Below are 18362 nucleotides of genomic sequence, written 5' to 3' on the forward strand. Positions count from 1 at the left end.
CGCCGCGCCGACCCATCCGTGTCTGTGCCGGCTTCTTCGTCTCATTAGGTTCTCCAAGGTCCGGAAGAGCAGTTGATCGGACGAACGCCGCTGCTTCGCCGTGCAGGCGGCATCGGCTCAGCGGCAGAGCACCTCGGCAGCCCGGATACGCCGGCCGTGCCCCAGGCAGGGTGGCGGAGTCGCCAGGGCTCTGAGAGCGGGATGGCCAGCGCCTGCTGACGTGTGCCATCCGGGGCGCCGGTGCGGCCTGATCTTCCCGGGCATGCACCGGATGTCGCGCCCGGCATCGGGCAGCGCTTGATGGGTGTGCCAGAACTCTCGTGAGACCTCGAGCCGTTCGAAGATCGAGGTCGGCACCCGGCTGAGCAAGTCGAGGCACATCCGGTGAGATGTCCGGGGCGCGGGCCGCCACAAGAGCAGGGGGTGTCAGCGCTGTGGGAGAACGGAGGTCTGCGCCCCGTCAGGGGCTGACCCACTTGAAGGACGCATTCTCGTTGTAGACATTCCGGAACTTCGCCCGGGACTCGAGGGGGTTGAGCTGGTCGTACACGCCTTTGTAGCCGTGGTTGTAGTAGACGCGTGCGAGGTACGTTTCGTGATCGTTCCTGGCCGAGGCGGCATTGTTCTTGATGCTCTGAAGTGAGCCAGGCCACGGATTGGAGGCTCCGAAGAGGCAGAATTTCAGAGGCTGGTAGGACGAGTCGCTACCGCCTGCCGTCACGGCGCCAAAATCGTAGACGGCGTATCCGAGGTTGCGGTACGACCCGCCTAGGTTCGAGTTGTAGAAGATGTGGAACGCGAACTTGCCGGAGTGATATTGGTCCTCGCAAGCCCGCGGGTCGAACATGTTGTCGAAATCGTTGGCCTGGGCCGGGCCCGTTGCGACAGTCAGAAAGGTCGCTAAGGAGATTCCTATCGCGGTGATCGATTTTGCCAGCGCGCGTCTCACGATTCTTCCCTTCGCTCTACCGGGCCTGATCGGCCCGGTCAACGGCTTCCTGCATGGCAGTTTTCAGCTGGTCCAGGTCCGCGGCGTGCTCCTTGATGTCCCGCTGCTGGATCGCCGCCTCGGCGTCGAACCACGCTTTCTCTACGGCGTACTTGTCACGGCATTCCACATCGGCGACGGCTACGGCCTTTTCCTTGGCACTCGCCTCCCCGGCCTCCGAGGTGGACCATTTCGAGTCGTCGTTGGCGTCCATCGGCTTCGCGTAGGTGTAGCCCTTGCCCTTCATGCATGCCGACCAGTGCGCAAACGCGGCTTTTACCTCGGGTGTCTCCTGAGCTTCCTTCCAGGATTCTCCGCCGATCCGGTCGATCAGCTCCGGCGTATTAACCTGTGGCACCATGTGGTTGATCTTCTGAACGCACGTCAGGAGCGCTTGCTGGTCGATAGTCGCGCTGCCCGCGACGTCGGCGTCGATGGCGTCGTCGTACGCCTTCTGCGCGTCCGGGTCCGGGTGGTAGCCGGATTTCGCCGCCTGATCCAGGTCGTTGATGCCGTAGCGGGCATCCATGTCGTTGTCCCCGCCCAGGAAGGGGAGGTCCGGTGACGGCTTCCACTCGGGGAAGCCGGCCTCACTCATGCAGGTGTCCATCAACTCCTCGCGAGAGGAGGTCACGGTAAGGGCCTGCCGGGAAGTGGGCATGTACATCTGGATGGGCAGGACCCACGTTGCCGGGTCATCGGGGTCTCCGACCTGCGCCTTCGCATCCCCTGCCGGGGCCGCTTCGACGACCGTCGCCCGTGGCGGTGAATCGGTGCTGTTCGCCATGACCGCGGCGCCGACCGCAAGACCGACGGTGACCGTTCCTATGGCAAGAATCGTGGTGCGCCTCACGCTGGGGGTCCCTTCTGTTTCGTCTCCTCGGTGGCAGCGGGATAAGGGCACACCGTGTAATTACTGCCCCTCCGCTGCGCAGTTGCAGACACCCCCGGCCAAGCGCAAGTGATCGGGAGGCGGAACACTGTAAACACACTGCCATCACAATTCACAGGTATCGCCGGGCAGTTGGCGGGATATTGCTCCATTGGTCGAAAGGTACGGATGGGAACGGCCACCTGCGCACCCGTGTGAAGAGCGAATAGGTAGTCGATAAGTGGAACGGCTCATTTCCAGTCGTCGCCCGCCAAAGAAGCGACGACAGTCAGGACGGATGACACGGCGAGGGCGATGGGCATGGGCTCTCCCTGGTGTGGCTCGGCTACGACCCGATGCCGCCGCCAGGGGGCGGCGGCGGCATCCTGAATCGATTTCAGCAACGCGTGCTGCTCGACCGCGCACGTCAACGGGCGGGGGAGGGCCCTCGGTGCTTGGACGGCGCACCGCGGTGGAGTGACGGTGCGCCGACGCCGGTAGTTCACTCCTCCTGTGGGGGCGGGGCAAGACGTACACCCCTGTAGGGACCTGCTATTTCAGTGGCAGGAACGGTGAGGCGTTCCTGTTTCACCCGTTGGAACTCGTCCGGGCACGGCTGTCAGGGGCCGGCCGTGTGCTCGAACGGGCCGCTCGCGAGGTCCCAGGCGATGCGGGCCGCGTGGTTCATCAGGTCCACCAGGTTCGGGGCGGCGGCGTCATGGTTGAGGTGGCGGTATTCCGTGCTGAGGGTGATGGCGAGGCGTTCGGGAAGACCGAGGCCGGGGTAGCGGTCCTCCTTGATCAGGATTCGTGCGGCCTCGATGGCGCTGCGACCCTGACCATGCATCACATAGGCCTGGTCGGCGAGGTCGTCGAGGTAGGTGACGTAGTCGTGCAGGTCATCGGGTGTCATGAGGGGCCCGTGGCCCGGGACGATCCACTCGGGGTCGAGATCCAGGATCTGTGCACAGGCGGCGGCGACACGCTCGAGCGGGCCGGCCCAGTGCGAGGGGTGATCTCCGGCGAAGACAATGTCGCCGGCAAAGACCACCCGCTGTTCGGGCAGGTGGACGATGAGGTCACCGACGGTGTGGGCGGGTCCGACCTCGTGCAGCTCCACGGGGGTGTTGCCAACGGTCAGGTCGTGGCGTCCCGAGAACGTCGTGGTCGGCGGGAGCACCTGTATGCCGGCGAAGTCGAACTTGCCGAAGTGCTCCCGGAAGTACCAGCCCAACGGCTGGCCGGGGTCAGTGTCATGGATGAGCGCCTGCACCTGTTCTGGTTTTGGCTCCAGGCACTGATGGTCGAGCGTGGCATGGGTGGCGTGTACGGTCGCCCCGGGGAGCAGCTGAAGTCCCCAGGTGTGGTCGCCATTGGCGTGGGTGACTGCAACGTGGTCTAAGGCGACGTCCGGGCCGACAGCCGAGCGGACCGAGGTGAGGAAGGCGTCGGTCAAGGCTGGCGTGTAGGGCGTATCAATGATGAGGGCTTGGTCCGCTGAGGCGATGAGACCACAGTTGGCCATGCCCCAGGTCGCCTCGTAGCTGGGCTGCCAGGCCCAGACACCGGCCGCGATTCGTCTCAGTTCAGTTGCTGCCATAGGCATGCATTGTGGGTGCCGAAGCTGGTCCGGGGAAACCTAGCCGCCAGAGCGTCTGCTGACATGGAGTCAGAGATGCGGGACGAAGGGCAAGAGGAAGAACCGGGCGCCCGGACTGCCGAAGGGCTGGGCGGCACACATCGTGACAGTGCCCAGCTGGGACGGCGCGTGCCGATCGCAACAACGGGTGCGGTGGTCCTCGGTGCCGCGAGGGGGCATGTACCCGGCGTGCCGCATCGGCCGAGCGTCGCCGTCGGGGTGAATGTAGGCAAGGCTGTGGTCGCGGTAGATCGGTCCTGCAACCGGATCGTCGTGGACCTCCTTGTCGAGTGTCTGGAGGTCTGCATTGTCCGGGTGTGCCGCAACTGCCGTGCGTAACTGTGCTGCGACTTGCGGCGCCCAGCGGGTGTCCCAGTCGACCAGATGGTGCTCACGCGCGTCCTCTCGCAGGAGCATCCAACGGATCATGTTGCGTTCGGGCAGCTCGGGAGGTCTGCCCTCGGGTTGGGGGAACATGAGCTTGAAGTCGTCGTTGGCTGCCAGCACGTTCCAGGCGACATCGTTGATGTAGCAGGGCTGGCCGGAGACTCCGTTCACGGCTTCCTGCCAGGCGGGGGCCACGTTCGTTCCGGCCATGGGGTCCAGAGGGAAGGGGGGCTCGTAGCCGACCGCGTAGACGTAGAGCGCGGTCCGTTCACGCTCTTTCATCCTCAACACCTTGGCCACGTTGTCCAGAAACTCGGTGGTCGGCTGCGGGTTGTTGCCGCGCTCGAACTCGGCGTAGGTCTTCTCTGTGACGAACAGGGCTTGAGCGACCTGGGCTTGGGATAGTCCGCGGGAGCGCCGGCCCCGCCCCGTGCGCTTGGGCCAGCCGAGCTCGACCGGGTCTATCTCGCCCCGCTTCCATTGCAGCAGCTCCTGCAACGGAACCTTCTGATTCATCACTGTCCAGACCTTCCCCGTGCCGCCATCCCCGTGACGCCCGTGCGATATACAGGAAGTGCTCGCTCCTGAAAATCGAGGACCGGAAAATTCAGGGCCTGGTGAGCGGGATCATGGACGGGAAGAATCGCTCCCCGGATCGAATCCGCGTTGTGGGAGACGCGAGGGTCCTCGACGATCGCGAGGGGGAGTTCGCGTTGGTGCCTCCAGTTGCCGCCCCGTCCGACCGTACGGGCGGCGCCGTGGCACGCACCATGGCGGTGATCAGAGCGCTGATCAATCTCGGCCCAGGTGAACATCCCCTGGCCTCCATCGCCGAGTCCGCGAGCCTTCCTGCGCCGACCGTTCACCGGTATCTGCAAGCGTTGTTGAGAGAGGGTGCTGTCGAGCAGCGTGGTCCGCGTGCTCGTTACGCGCTGACGAACGCGCTGCACAGTCCCTCCTCGTCGACACCCGCCTCGAGCTTCCGAGCTGATCCACCCTCAGCTGTCGTGAGGGCCGAGATCGTTACCTTACAGTCGAGGACTGGGCAGGTTGCCTTTGTGTACCGGCCTCATTTCATCGGTGCTCCGCTGAGAATCTGCGCGGAACGGGCATACGGTCCACACATTGACGAGGTCCTCGTATCACCTCAGAGCGCATTGCAATCTCTCGAATCAGCGCCCTTACAAGCCGATGCGGCTGGCCTGGCGATTCTCGCTTGCCTCGGAACTGTCGGCGGCAAAACAGCTGCCACGACGCATATCCGCGAGGAAGGCCACGCTATCGGTCCATCCCCTCTGCCGGGCCGGACCTTCATCGCAGCGCCCCTCTGGTACGGCTCGACCGTCGCTGGATCCGTTGCGCTGCTGGCCCATGACGCGCCGATGCAGCGGGCTGCTACCCGCGCCCGGTACGTAACAGCAGTGATGAACACGGCCGCGACTCTGAGCGGACAGCTCACACGCACCAGAGCACACCAAGCAAGCTGATCGACTCCAACATCCGCAACGCACCAGGGAAAGGCACCCCGTGTCCCGTTCAGTCCTGATCACCGGCGGCAACCGCGGCATAGGTCTCGCCATCGCCCGCCACCTCGCCGCTGACGGCGACCGCGTCGCCATCACCTACCGCTCGGGCGAACCCCCCGAAGACCTCCTCGCCGTCCGTTGCGACATCACCGACACCGCCCAGGTCGATGCCGCGTTCAAGCAAGTCGAGGAAGAGCACGGCCCGGTGGAGGTTCTCATTGCGAACGCCGGCATCACCAACGACCAGCTCCTGGTGCGCATGAGCGAGAGCGACTTCTCTGCCGTCCTGGACACCAACCTCGTCGGCGCCTTCCGCGTCACCAAGCGCGCCTCGCGCGGCATGCTGCGCGCCAAGAAGGGCCGCGTCGTCTTTATCTCCTCCGCTGTGGCCCTTCGCGGTGAGATCGGCCAGGCCAACTACGCCGCCTCCAAGGCAGGCCTCATCGGGTTCGCCCGATCCATGGCCCGCGAGCTCGGCTCCCGAGGCATCACCTTCAACGTGGTGGCCCCCGGCCTCACCCAGACGACCATGAGTCAGCAGCTGAGCGAAGAGCAGCTCGAGAGCCTCAAGAGCCAGATTCCCCTCGGCCGCCTCGCCCGCCCCGAGGAGGTTGCCGCGACCGTCGCCTTCCTTGCCTCCGAGCAGGCCGCCTACATCACTGGAGCCGTCGTACCCGTCGACGGCGGCGCCGGCATGGGCCACTGACCTTCGCGACCGTCCGCCACCTTGGAGCCCGATGAGCGCATGATCTGACAGCGGGGCAGTCCCCCGCGGGGGCTGCCCCGCGGCAGCAAGCCCTAGGTGTGTCCAGCACCTTGGCCCGCCTGCCGCACCTCTGCCACCACCAGGCGAGTGTCCAGCCCGCCTGGTGAAGAACCCGGTCCCAAGACCGGGCGACACCGCCCGTGCCAGGGCGGATCACTTGGTTCCCGAAGAACCCGACCCCACCGAAGAGGGGTTCGTGCATGCCCGAAAGGAGGGCGTGCTCTGCCCATGATGCAGCATGCCCGTGCGCCGGTCCAAGCAATCGCCGCTTCTCCGAGCCCACGGCACGGAGAAGACCGAACATCCCACAAGAGCCGATTACTTCTGGTCCGCGATCACGCGGACCAGGAGATCAACACCACCGCGTCCCGACGCACCCGGCGCGGCGACTTCCTGCGCGCAGCGACCTGGGCCATCGCACAGGGCCTGCACCCCAAGGCCAGCCCCACCACGCTGCGCGTAGCGCGGGATCTCGCTGCACGTCTGAACGCCGACGGGCACGTCGCCTACTGCCGCGACACGATGTGGCCTCGCCTAAGTATCAGTCGGCGCACCTTGGATCGGCATATCGCCGTCCTGCGCGAGCTCGGCCCCCTCGTGTGGGCTGTCCACGGAAGCCGGAGCAATAGCCGTCCCGCCGGAAGCGGCGAGTGGGCTGGCACTGCCACCATCTACGCCGCCGTCGTCCCGCGCGCCTGGGACGACGCGTTCGGCCACCGTGTGCGCGGCCACGGCTACCACGCCCGGCACATCGGATTCACCGACCACGGACGCCAGATGGCCATCGCCGACGCCCGTCGACGAGCGCGACCCGCCCGCCACGGTGACACCCCTTCCTGTAAGAGCAACCACCTACCTCCTACAGCTGAGATGAGAGGGGAGAAGAACAACACCCGCCTGACCGGCAGCACACGGCCGCGGACGCCACGCCAACACGGCGTACCCGAGCCCTACCAGGCCAGCCCCGACCAAGCCGCCCGCGCCATCTCGGTCGCCGCCTGGGTACGCCGCCGGGTGACCTGGACCCAGGGCGAGGGGCTGCGCCGCCTCGCCTTTGCTCTGCGGCCCTGGATCGCCGTCGGCCTCTCCCCCGCCGACCTCGCCGCCGACCTCTCAGCATGGCACGTGCCCCGGCGGCCGGCTTCCCCCGCCAGTTTGATCATGGCCCGCTGGAACGAGACCGTCAGCCGCGACGAGCCCCCTGCTGAAATCGGCAGCAAGCACACACCCTGCGGGGTACCACCCAACGCTGCGTTCCTGGCCGCAATCGACAAGGTTCGCGCCCGCCTCACACGACGTCCGCCACCCGTCGAGCGTGAGCCCGATCCTCCCGGATTCGTCATCCGCGACCAGATTCTCGCCTCATTCGCGGAGGCGGACCGGGCCCGCCGTGCGCGCACCGCCGAGCAGTGCGAGACCTTCGCCGAGTGGGAGGCTGTTTGCGACGCCAGGGAACGAGCCCTCTGGTGAGGCCGTCCCGCTCCAAGCCACGAACACACGGCACACATCAGGCCACGGCGCCTATGAACCCAACCACGACGCCTTCAGAGGTGAATACCGCGCTGAGTGCCGTCCTCGCGGCGGCGCAGGCCGTCAGGGCCAGCGGCTGGTCGCGATCGCAGGGTGCCGGCGAGGAGGTCGGAGGCCTCGACCGGGAAGCTGATTGAGCCTCGGCACGCAGCCCGGGCCTCGCCTGGTCTGCAGCAGCTGCCCCTCTGTGCGTGCTCACCGCGCCGGGGGAAAGAGACCGCGGGCTGGCGCGGAAGGTCGCTTCTGCGGCGGTGGCGCAGGCACTCGCCGACGGTCTGCTCCCGCAGTGGCGCGCCCGTCCGATGGCTTCCCGTAACGGCGCGCGGGCGCTGGGGTTTCGCGAGCTGGGCAGCCAGCTCAGCATCCGCTTGAACCGGCAGGAGCTTCACCTGAAAGGCTGACCCGAGCGTGTCAGCCTGCGGCCTTGTTCTGCGGGACGGCTCTTTTCCGCCGCCCTGTTTATCCCGGCAGCCCCACTGGTGTGCGCTGATAGGCTCCCGTCACCCGCTCAGGGCATGCACATTTCATTTACAGGCTGTCGGGGTCTCCCGGGGCACGGTCTGGCAGGGGCGAGGGGCCGGGGGGTTCCGTGAAGGTCAGCAAGGTCGTGCGACGCTGTCTGTTGGGCAGAGGGGGTGGCGTCCTGGCTGTGACCGTTGTCCTGACCGCGGCTGCTCCGGGCGCCGTGCCGACCGGGATGACGGATGTCGGGGCTGACCAGGTCGTTGGGGCGGGCGAGGTCGTGCTTCCCGCCGCAGACCGCAGCACCCCGCGCAACCCGGTGTTCATCGGCTTCGGCGACACAGGTGTGCTGTCGAGCCCGGAGGGCTCCAGCGGCTGGCTCTGGACCGACTATGCGACACGCCAGACCCGGCAGGTGACCGAGTTCGCCGGTACCCAGCAGCCCAATTCTCTCGCCCAGTCGGACACTACCTACACCCTGTCGACCGACGCCGAGGGCCGTCGGGTCGTCCACTTCCGCACGATGGGCTCCGGCGAGGACCGGGGCTCGGTGACCGTCCCCACCGGTCTAACCTATGCGGGGACGGCTGGCGAAGGTGCCGTGGTCGCCTACCTGGGCGGCTCGAGCAACGTCCGTGAACTGCACCTGCTGAAGCAGGCGGCCGGGGGTGGCACTGAGGACACGAAGGTGACCGGCTGGCCGGCCGACGCGAAGCTCCTCGCATTGAGCGGAAGGGATGACCGCTCGCTGCTGCTGCGCTACCGAGTGCCGACCGAAGACCCCCAGGTCTTCCTTGACCAACTCGTGCTCGTCGACGTCCGCGACGGGTCATGGACCAAGCTGTTCGCCCCCTACAACGCGAACTCTGCCCGGCTGCCCGTCCTGAACGAGGGCTATGTCGGCTGGTGGTACCCGGGAGCCGGTGCGCGGCTGCTGCGCCGCGACGCGCTGGACGGACCGGTGATCACCGTTCCGTCCCAGGGCACTATGGGGAAGACCGACTTCACGGTCGTCGGTGACGATGTGGTGGTGGCCACCTACGGCGACGAGACGCGTGCCGTGCTCACCCGGCCCCTGACCGATGCGGGTGAATGGCGCATGCTGCTGCCGCAGATGGACGGCTGGGTGCACAACTCGGCGGACGGATCGGCCATCGTGGTGGGCGGTCCGGACAAGGCCCACTGGGGCATGCACCGCATCATCGAGGCGCCGGACGGGCAGATCGCCACCGAGGAACTGATGGACCTGCCGCCGGTGCCGGCGCCCGTCGACGGACTCTCACTGGTGGGCGGCACCCTTGCCTGGACCGACCAGACCTCGTCCCCAGCATGGGACCTCATGTTCAATACGCGCACGGTGTCGGCCGATACGGTCCCCCAGGTGGGGCCGGTCCGCCAGGCTGGCGGAGGGGTCAAGGCGTGCATCTTCGTGAACAGTTGTGTGCGGCTGTTCGGCACCGGCGACGGATCCGTCGTCTACAACGACGTGGACAACTCCCAGTTGATACACCGTCGTACGTCCGCCGGTGAGGTCCAGACGCTGGTAGTTGAGGGCTTCTACGGCGAGGTGAGCGCCGCGCAGGGCCGGTACGCGCTGCTCTCCGGCGGGCCGAACCACAAGCATTTCCTCGTCGATTGGACGCAGTCCAAGGTCGTGGCGACGCGCAAGGCCGTGGCGGCCACCCTGTGGGACGGACAGGTGTGGACCACGACGTCCACCGCCGGGCACCTGTCGATGAGCCGTCTCGGCTCGACGGCCGCTGCGGTCGACGTCAACGTCGGATCGGCATGCGTGCCAAACGATCTGCAGGCCAATGGCCGGTTCGTCTATTGGGCGTGCGCCGCGCAGCAGAAGGCCGGCGTGTTCGACCGCTCCCGCGGCCGGTCGGTGGCCGTGCCCGTGGGGGACGCGCTGATGGCTGACGGGTTTGTGGTCCGCCATGACAACGAGCGCGGCAAGCTGGTGCGCACCGACGTCCGTTCCGGGCAGGCGGTGAACGTCGATCTGGCGGATCTGCCCGCGACGAAGAACCTGATGCCCGAGGGCAGCACCTCGGACCGACGCGTGCGCTGGACCCTGGATCCTGACAGTGGCCGCGTGGCTTTCGTCGACAGCGGCGAGCGCATCCACCTGTTGCCGGGTGGGGCTCTCGCCGCTCCCGTGCGGCGCGATCATGCGGGCCGGGACGGCATCGGCGACCTCCTCACCCTCAACGCCTCCGGCGCGCTGACCTTCCAGCAGGGCACCGGCAAGGGTGCGTTCTCCGACAAGGTGAGCGGCAGCGGCTGGCCGACCTCTCTCAAGGCGGTGCCGTTCGGCGACCTCAGCGGGGACCGGTGCAACGACGTCCTCATCCGGCTGAGCAGTGGTGCCCTGCGGGCCTACAAGCCGGAATGCGGTGCCGCACTGAAGCCCTCGACGCCGTACACCTCGCTGGGCACGTCCGGCTGGAACCAGTACGACGTGCTGACCGCGCCCGGTGACGTCACCAAGGACGGCCGCCCCGACCTGATCGCGCGGAACTCCTCGACCGGGACGGTGTACCTCTACAAGGGCACCAGCACCGGCACGCTGTCGGCGCGGGTCAAGCTCTACGACAACTGGAAGACCTACAAGAAGATCGTCGGGGCCGGAGACCTGAACGGCGACGGCATCAGCGACCTCCTCGCCCAGGACAAGGCGAACAACCTGTACCGGTACTACGGCACCGGCACCGGCACGTTCGGCGCCCGCACGAAGGTCTTCTCCGACTGGGGAGGCTCCTACAACGTGATCGTCGGCGTCGGGGACATCACGGGCGACGGGAAGGCCGACCTGGTCTCCCGGGACAGCGCCGGCGTTCTCTGGCGCAACAACGGTGACGGCAGGGGATCCTTCGGAGCGCGCGTGAAGGTCGCCACCGGCTGGCAGGGCTACAAGGGCCTCTTCTAGAAGGGCACTTCCCGGCCACGTCGTGGAACTGGTGGGCGACCGGTCCGTGGACAGGGCCATCCGCGGCGCCGTCCAGGCCGCGACTGGGCCCTGACCGGGATGCCGACGCGGCGGCAGTCCTCTGCGGCTCTGCACTGGCGGCGTGTCCGTGGATGCGCCTGGCCGCAGGACGCCGAAGGAACCTATCCGCAGCGATCCCCATGACCACCTGGTCCCGTTCGCCGAGGCCTAGGACCGGTTGTAAACGTGGCCGTGGCTGCTCCTGCGAGTGCTGATGCGGCTGACTGCTACGTTCCGGAGCCATGACGGATAGCGTGTATGTGGGTAATGCGGGCAGTGACGCTGCTTTGGATCGGGGATGGCTGCTGGGACATTTCAAGGACGCCTCCGATCCTCGCCACAGTGAGGACGTGGAGATCAAATGGGGTGTCCATCCGCGGGGCGATGAGCGGGCTCAGTGGGTGACTGGCGAAGAGCGCACCGCCCTGCTGGTCCTGATCAGCGGGCGCTTCCGCGTGGAGCTACCCGGGCGCAGTGTTCTCCTGGCTCGGCAGGGGGACTACGTCGTTTGGGGCCAAGGCGTCGATCACTCCTGGTTCGCCGAGGAGGAATCCGTGGTGTTGACAGTTCGCTGGCCCTCCGTCCCTGGCTACAAGGTGACCCATGAGGATGATTCCGCTGCAGTGTCCCCGGGCCTCATCTGAAAGGCTCTGCAGGGCCTCAGCCGAACGATCGTCCCTGCAGAGCACGTCTCTCACAACCACCTCCGTCCTACAGGTGCAGGTCACATGGTCTCCGCACCGGAAACCTGTTTGCGGCCGAGAGCACGACGCCGGTGACCGCGCCGAATGACACCAAGCGGCCGGCCAGGCAACGCACCGCGTCCCCACCTGGGACCTGACCCGCAAGTTCGCCCAGGCCTGCGGCGCCGACCCCGAAGTCCTGCGCACTGTGTGGGAGTCGGAGAAGCTCCGCGACCGGACCACGGAACCCGCCAGCAGCCCGGACACCCCCCTGACCGGCACCGAACGCCTGCGCGCCGCCATCCACACCCTCCACCTGCGCGCCGGCCGCCCCAGCCCCGCCGACATCGCCGTCGCCAGCCGCTGGGTCCTCACCGTCGGCAACGTCGCCTCCATCCTCGAGACGAACGTCCTACCGCCCCGCCCTGTCCTGCACACCTTCGTCCAGATCCTCGGCGGCGACACCGACCACTTCGACCAGCTCCTCAACGACGCCCACAACACCCCCCTCCTGCAACCCGAGACTTCTCCCGGTCTCTCCCCCAGCGAGCACGGCGCCCTGCCGGCACCCGCCCCTGCCTCTACCGGCGCCTCCACCGGGCCCGACGCGATGATGAAGACGTTCAGCAAGGTCCTTACCGAGGACCGCACCGTCGAGGACGGCCGCGCCCGCCTCCTACAAAAACTCGCCAAGGCCCCGGAAGCCGACCATCACCGCCGCCGTCCCCTGGCCTCCCTGACCCACGCCCTGCGCCAGCGCGCCGCCCTCACCCCGCCGGCCGCTATCACCCCTCTCGGAGGCGCGTAACCAGCGCGGGTTCCGGAGGCGCGGCAGCCTTGTCTCATGCGGTTTCCGGATGGCAGCCATGCCAGACATTCGCTTGTCGCATCTATCGCCCCCTCCCTAGGGTCGACGACGTAGGGCACACCGCCTTCCGACACCACCACGTGCGCGCCTGCAGCGGCAAACGGCCATGCCAGCACTTCCGCCAGCTGTCGCTGGCGGAAGTGCTGAACGCGACCGACGAGGAGATCCGATGCGTAAAGCAGTAATCGGCTTGTTCGTGGCACTGGCGGCCGTACTCGCGGCAGCACCCCTCACCAGCGCCGACCAGACCCACACCGTCGCCTGCTGCGGTCAAACCCCCAAGTAGGAGGCGCTCACCGGTTGCAGCATGAGGGCCCGTCAGCTCGCGGACGCGCCCTGCTTCCTCAGAGCTATCGCCAGCGGAAGTACCGAACGAAACCGACAAGGAGATGCGATGCGCAAAGCAGTAATCGGCTTGTTCGTGGCACTGGCGGCCGTACTCGCGGCAGCACCCCTCACCAGCGCCGACCAGACCCACACCGTCGCCTGCTGCGGTCACACCCCCAAGTAGGAGGCGCTCACCGGTACCTCGGTGCAGCATGAGGGCCCGTCAGCTCGCGGACGCGTCCATCTCTGCCGCCAGCCGAAGTCCGACAAGGAGATGCAATGCGTAAAGCAGTAATCGGCTTGTTCGTCGCGCTGGCGGCCGTACTCGCGGCAGCACCCCTCACCAGCGCCGACCAGACCCACACCGTCGCCTGCTGCGGTCAAACCCCCATGTAGGAGGCGCTCACCGGTATCCCGGTGCAGCAGGAGGGCCCGTCAGCTCGACGACGGGCCCTCCTTCCTTTCGCCAGCGCACAGTTCAGGTGGGCTTCAGAGTGTCGACCTGTGAGGAGAGAGTAGAAGAAGCCGGTACTCACACGGCCGGGCCACGCCCCGCCCTCCCCGGGGCCGTCGCCGCTCGCGTTCTCCCGGGCCGGCCTCAGCGCTTGCCCAAGATCGCTCAGTGAACGGCCATGCGGGGCATCGGGTTGCGCCCGTAGGCGGCCTCCACGACGGCAAGCGCCTGCTCATAGGCGTCGGTGAGGGTGTCGATCGTCAGCCGCATGCCCTGCTCCTTCACCGCGTTCGGTCTCCTGCCTGGCTCGGTTGCCGCCTCGAGGGCTGCGAGCGGCGGCAGGCCAAGCACGGCGCGGCGGAAGTCGCGGGCAGCGGCCCGGAGTTCCTCCCCCCGCTCCCATTCCGTGCGGTACTCCACATCGGGAATCTGCCGGTAGCGGACCAGCTGGTCGGCGACGTCCGCGACGTGCTCCGGGTCGGGAACGACAGTGCGCAGCGGCGCGAGGGGCGCGTAGAAGAGGACGTCGCGAGTGTTGAGGCCGGTGAGGGCGTAGAACCAGCCGCGGCGTTCCTGCCAGTGCAGGCGGATGCCACTGCTGCGGCCGCTGGTGCGGCTGGCGTCCCAGGTCAGCCACATGTAGGTGGTCAGGCCGCCGTTAAGCGGACTTCAGCTCCTGTACCAGCTGCCTCATCTGAGGCGAGGGCACGGCATCGAGTTCCTGCTGCAGGAAAGCCTGGTAGTCCCGGTAGCACTTGAGGGCGCTGGCGAAGTTTCCTTCAGCGACGTGTACCTCGATAAGGATGCGATGAGCTGTCTCGCGGAACGGGTCGATGGCGATTACAGCGAGCGCGGTTTGGAGAGCAGAAAGGTACTGCTCAGCTGTTTGGTACTGCTGAGCCAGGCTCTCCAGTGCGTGTATGCGCAGTTGGTTCCATCGCTCGCGTTCCAACATCAGCCAGCCTTCCGACCAACCTGGCAATAGCTCTTTGCTCAGGTCCTCGATCAGCCCGTTGCCTAGGGCGGTCACAGGATTCTGCGCAGCGATGATCTGCCGCGCAGACTCTGTCACCCTATGGAGATCAACGTTGATCAACTCGGAGAGCCGCAAACGCTGGCCAATGCATTCGATGACTGTCACCGACCCCACTCGCCTGGCCTGGCATAGGGCCGATCGCAGGTTCGCAGCCGCCCGACAGCTGGTGCAATCAGGCCACAACTGCTCGGCTGTCGTGGCCCGGTGAGCCCCATCGCTCTGCAACGCGAGAAAGGCCAGCAGACGCTGCGCTCCCATGGGCAGCGCGACCCTCCTGGTGCAGCCGAACTCAAAGAAGCCCAGCAGGTCGAGGAACGCACGATCACAAGACACACCAACCACTGTGCAGCCAGCGTGTGTTCCGCGCATCCGGTATATGCCTTTGACATCTCACATGCATTAGAGATTGCCGTCGTTGCAAGTTTTCTCCACCCGTGCGAGTGAACGGCCGTCTATCTACTACGGCAACGGCATGGAAACGGATCAGCAACGTTTCCAGAACGTGCTACCGCCACTCGGCACGACGCTGATGGAACGACCCCGCCAGACGCTTTTGAAGACGTGCCGCCCGTGCCGGTCAGGAAGCGTTAGGGGAATCGGATGGACGCCCGTTCAGTGCTTCAGGGGCTTCAGCTCCCGCAGCATGAGCTTCTTGGCGACCCCGCCGTGTGCATTGCTGTGCTCGACGGGCCCGTGGACCTGTCTCACCCCTGCTTCGAGGGTGCCGACCTCACCCGGCTGGACACGCTGGTGCAGGAGCCAGCTGGGCAAGGACTGATGTCGTTGCACGGAACCCATGTCGCCAGCCTGATCTTTGGCCAGTCCGATCGCACTGTGATGGGTGTGGCGCCTCGGTGCCGCGGACTGATCCTTCCGGTGTTCCCGGATGCCGAAGGTAGCCGCGTGCCGCAGCTGGATCTCGCGCGGGCGATCGAGCAGGCCGTCGAGGCAGGCGCCCACATCATCAACATCAGCGGCGGCGAGCGCGCCCCAGATGGGCAACTGGTCAGCATGCTGGAGCGCGCCCTTCGGATGTGCGACGACCGCGGGGTGCTGGTGGTGGCCGCCGTCGGCAACGACGGGTGTGACTGCCTCCACGCCCCCGCCGCCGCCCCGTCCGTACTGGCCGTCGGCGCCTCGGACGTCAATGGCCAACCGATGGCATTTAACAACTGGGGTGCGGCATACCGCCGCAATGGTGTGATCGCCCCGGGCCAGGACATCGAGGGTGCCGCCGTCGGCGGCGGAGTGAGGACGCTGACGGGCAGCAGTTTCGCCACACCGATTGTCTCCGGTGTCGCCGCGCTGCTGGTGGCGGCTCAGCTTCGACTGAAGCGCCACCCGGATCCCAAGGCCGCGGGCCAGGCGATCCTGACCAGCGCGACCGCCCCCCGCTGCTATCCAGAGGATGCCCCGCACTGCCGTCGGCATCTCGTCGGCAGGTTGGACGCTGCCCGAGCCCATCAACTCATCACGGGCGGCGGCACCATGCAGACGGCCGTGCAGCGCCGGCAGGACCGGGCTTCCAACCAGCCGGGGGACACACCGAAGGCGCTGAATCCGCAGGCGTACACCAAGGACGACACAGACGAGGGAGCCGAGGCCATGGAAGCCATCCAGCCGAACGCAGGCGCTCCGCAGGAGACCGCCGCGGTGAGTGAAGGGGCAAGCGCCGCAATGAGTACACCGCAGCCCGACCCCGACCCGGGGGCTGCCGCCGCCCCGCCCAGCGCCGAGGACCCCGCGGCGGGTGTCCTGCCAGCGTGCGCCTGCGGTTGCGGAGGTGCCGACACCTGTGCTCAAGCACAGGGCCCACAGGCATCGGCGGCCGGGCAGGCCGGCCCCGGCAGTGACGTCACATACGCGGAAGGTACGCCCGCGCCGGTGGGTGGGTCGGCAGGGGCAGGGCTCGGCACGGTCCTTCCGCCCGGTCCGTCCCCCGTCGGCGGTGTAGCAGGCCAGGGAGCCGGTGTCCGCCCAGCTTGCGGATTCGGGGACGGGGGAACCCAGCGTCCTTTGGTCTACGCCATCGGCAACATCGGGTTCGACTTCCGTACCGAGGCAACCCGCGACAGTTTCCGCCAGCAGATGCCGCCGCACCTCGAGCCGGATCCGGGACCGGACGGGAGGCCGGTCTACAGGGACCCGAACCCGTACGACCCGCTGCAGTTGCGCAACTACCTGGCAGCGAATCCGTGGGCGTCGGACAAGCTGACATGGACGCTCGAGATCGGCCGGACTCCGGTCTATGCACTGGAAGCCGAGTTGCCGGCAGGGATGGACTGGGGTGGCCCCACTGTCGACTTGGAGCAAGCGAAGGCATTGGCACACCAGGCCGCGCAAGATCAGGAGAAGCTCGCGCAGCTTCTCCTGGATCACTCGCTCCAGGGCCAGTCATACCCGCCAGTCTCCAGGGTGTACAAGATCTTCCGGGACGCTATCTGGGGACAGATCCGCGACGTACCTCTAGCGCCGCCTGACGCGGAGGGGCAGCCACACGGAATATCGGACGCCCGCAATGCAAAGCACGGGGCCATCGTCGGGGCGAAGGAGCACGCGCCCAGGGACTACATCTCGCAGGTGTCGGTGCCCGGAGTACTGACGGGCGAGACCGTCCGGCTCTATTCCGGACAGAAAGTTCCCAAGGTGAGAGTCGATGGTCGTGGCCTCGCTACCTGGAACGAGACCGCGCTGATCAACGCCGTGATGGACGAGATCCTGCCCACTGATGGGCCTGCAGAAATCGCGACGGACCGGATGGAGCTCGAGCGGACGCTGCGGGCGTTCCTCGACAAGATCTACTACCAGTTCCGCAACCTTGGCCAAAGCTCCGCCGACCGGGCTTTGAACTACGCCGGCACCAACGCGTTCCAGCTCGGGAACCAGATCAAGGATGGGCTGTTGTCAGCCAAGTACACCCCCGGGGTAAAGGACGACCACCTCTACACGCTGGACACCATCACGGTCAAGAAGAGCCCGTACCAGCGCATGGACTCGGACTGCCAGGACGTCATCGTCAGCTTCATCGACCCGGAGAACGACCGGCGGGCAAAGGTTTCCTACCTGTTCACGGTCGACGTCAACGCGACGGTACCGGTCAGCCTGGCGCCGCCTCACACCTTCCTCGGCGAGTTCTGAGCGCTCGCCAGCACACGGGCGAACGAAGAGAGGTCAGCTATGAACTACGCAGACAAAAATCCTCATCTGGCACTTCCCGTCCAGGCCCGGCCCGTGTGGCGGAACGAAGGGCCGCCGCCAGCAGCGGAAAACACCCAGTACGGAGTTCAAGCAGCAATGCGCTGTACGGAGATGACCGGGATGGCTCGGCAGATGTGCCTTGCCAAGCAGGGCGTCTACGTCTGATCCATCCGTCGGGAGGCACGCGTGACAAGCAACTGGCCGATGGAGGCTGCTAGGTCGCCTCCGTGTCGGAGTCGCGAGCGACCACACAGTCCGCGTCAAACGAGAGGACACGATGATGTTCGAAACGACCGAGTACAACGAATGGAAGGCGGACAGGCACACGCCGGTCATCCTCGCGATGCCGCGCCAGGCGCCGCCCGTCGACCGCACCCGCAGTGCGCCCACGCACACCGACGGAACCTCCGGCGTCGAAGCCAGCACCATCTTCGGCACGATCCTCCGCGGCCTGGGCGGTCTCCTCTAAGCCCGCCTAACGGCCTGCACTGAACAGGCAACTGGCCGCCGAGCCGACGGCCTGGTCATCAAGCATAGGAGCACGATGATGTTCGAAACGACCGAGTACAACGAATGGAAGGCGGACAGGCACACGCCGGTCATCCTCGCGATGCCGCGCCAGGCGCCGCCCGTCG

At 66.8% G+C, this 18362-nt stretch carries 14 protein-coding genes and 1 pseudogene; 9 read left to right on the forward strand and 6 right to left on the reverse strand.

The genetic code is table 11. The features are described 5' to 3' along the window. Nucleotides 1-460 precede the first annotated feature (460 nt). The 4 genes from ACFUO4_RS37710 to ACFUO4_RS37725 form a co-directional block, all read right to left on the reverse strand. Complete coding sequence (locus ACFUO4_RS37710; RefSeq protein ID WP_383493487.1) at nt 461-949, reverse strand: hypothetical protein; 489 nt, start codon at nt 947-949, stop codon at nt 461-463. A gap of 16 nt (nt 950-965) precedes the next feature. Beyond that, nucleotides 966-1841 carry a hypothetical protein gene (locus ACFUO4_RS37715; RefSeq protein WP_383493490.1) on the reverse strand — a complete coding sequence of 292 codons (876 nt, stop codon included), beginning with the start codon at nt 1839-1841 and terminating at the stop codon, nt 966-968. A 637-nt stretch (nt 1842-2478) separates the two neighbouring features. Then, a complete protein-coding gene (locus ACFUO4_RS37720; RefSeq protein WP_383493493.1) occupies nt 2479-3465 on the reverse strand; it encodes an MBL fold metallo-hydrolase in 987 nt (328 codons plus the stop codon). A gap of 63 nt (nt 3466-3528) precedes the next feature. Further along, the gene (locus ACFUO4_RS37725; protein WP_383493495.1) at nt 3529-4401 is read right to left on the reverse strand and encodes a helix-turn-helix transcriptional regulator; all 873 of its coding nucleotides are present in this window, start codon (nt 4399-4401) and stop codon (nt 3529-3531) included. 254 nt (nt 4402-4655) lie between these two features. On the opposite strand from ACFUO4_RS37725, the gene ACFUO4_RS37730 reads away from it, so the two are divergent. The 7 genes and pseudogenes from ACFUO4_RS37730 to ACFUO4_RS37760 all read left to right on the forward strand — a co-directional run bounded on the left by ACFUO4_RS37730 (nt 4656) and on the right by ACFUO4_RS37760 (nt 12652). Then, nucleotides 4656-5372 carry a helix-turn-helix domain-containing protein gene (locus ACFUO4_RS37730; protein WP_383493956.1) on the forward strand — a complete coding sequence of 239 codons (717 nt, stop codon included), beginning with the start codon at nt 4656-4658 and terminating at the stop codon, nt 5370-5372. Between the two features lie 40 nt (nt 5373-5412). Then, complete coding sequence (locus tag ACFUO4_RS37735) at nt 5413-6117, forward strand: beta-ketoacyl-ACP reductase (protein ID WP_383493498.1); 705 nt, start codon at nt 5413-5415, stop codon at nt 6115-6117. Between the two features lie 288 nt (nt 6118-6405). Then, entirely contained in the window at nt 6406-7647 is a 1242-nt protein-coding gene (locus ACFUO4_RS37740) for a hypothetical protein (protein WP_383493501.1), read from the forward strand. Nucleotides 7648-7886: 239 nt separating this feature from the next. Further along, nucleotides 7887-8108: pseudogene (locus ACFUO4_RS37745) on the forward strand (GNAT family N-acetyltransferase); the annotation flags it as partial. A gap of 248 nt (nt 8109-8356) precedes the next feature. Further along, the gene (locus ACFUO4_RS37750) at nt 8357-11101 is read left to right on the forward strand and encodes an FG-GAP repeat domain-containing protein (RefSeq protein WP_383493504.1); all 2745 of its coding nucleotides are present in this window, start codon (nt 8357-8359) and stop codon (nt 11099-11101) included. A gap of 302 nt (nt 11102-11403) precedes the next feature. Further along, a complete protein-coding gene (locus ACFUO4_RS37755) occupies nt 11404-11805 on the forward strand; it encodes a signal peptidase I (RefSeq protein WP_383493506.1) in 402 nt (133 codons plus the stop codon). A 247-nt stretch (nt 11806-12052) separates the two neighbouring features. Then, nucleotides 12053-12652, forward strand: coding sequence for a hypothetical protein (locus tag ACFUO4_RS37760; RefSeq protein ID WP_383493509.1), 600 nt, complete (start codon nt 12053-12055; stop codon nt 12650-12652). 1006 nt (nt 12653-13658) lie between these two features. Here ACFUO4_RS37760 and ACFUO4_RS37765 read toward each other — a convergent pair. Further along, the gene (locus tag ACFUO4_RS37765; RefSeq protein ID WP_383493512.1) at nt 13659-14132 is read right to left on the reverse strand and encodes a DUF6292 family protein; all 474 of its coding nucleotides are present in this window, start codon (nt 14130-14132) and stop codon (nt 13659-13661) included. Between the two features lie 19 nt (nt 14133-14151). Further along, nucleotides 14152-14862 (reverse strand): BTAD domain-containing putative transcriptional regulator, encoded by a 711-nt coding sequence (locus ACFUO4_RS37770; protein WP_383493515.1) that lies wholly within the window; start codon nt 14860-14862, stop codon nt 14152-14154. A 267-nt stretch (nt 14863-15129) separates the two neighbouring features. Between ACFUO4_RS37770 and ACFUO4_RS37775 the strand changes: the two genes are divergently transcribed. Both ACFUO4_RS37775 and ACFUO4_RS37780 read left to right on the forward strand, forming a co-directional pair. Further along, complete coding sequence (locus ACFUO4_RS37775; RefSeq protein WP_383493517.1) at nt 15130-17667, forward strand: S8 family serine peptidase; 2538 nt, start codon at nt 15130-15132, stop codon at nt 17665-17667. Between the two features lie 337 nt (nt 17668-18004). Further along, nucleotides 18005-18196, forward strand: a complete 192-nt coding sequence (locus ACFUO4_RS37780; protein WP_383493520.1) for a hypothetical protein — start codon at nt 18005-18007, stop codon at nt 18194-18196. Nucleotides 18197-18362 lie beyond the last annotated feature (166 nt).

It is taken from the genome of Streptomyces sp. NPDC057280 (assembly GCF_042668605.1).
Taxonomy (GTDB): domain Bacteria; phylum Actinomycetota; class Actinomycetes; order Streptomycetales; family Streptomycetaceae; genus Streptomyces.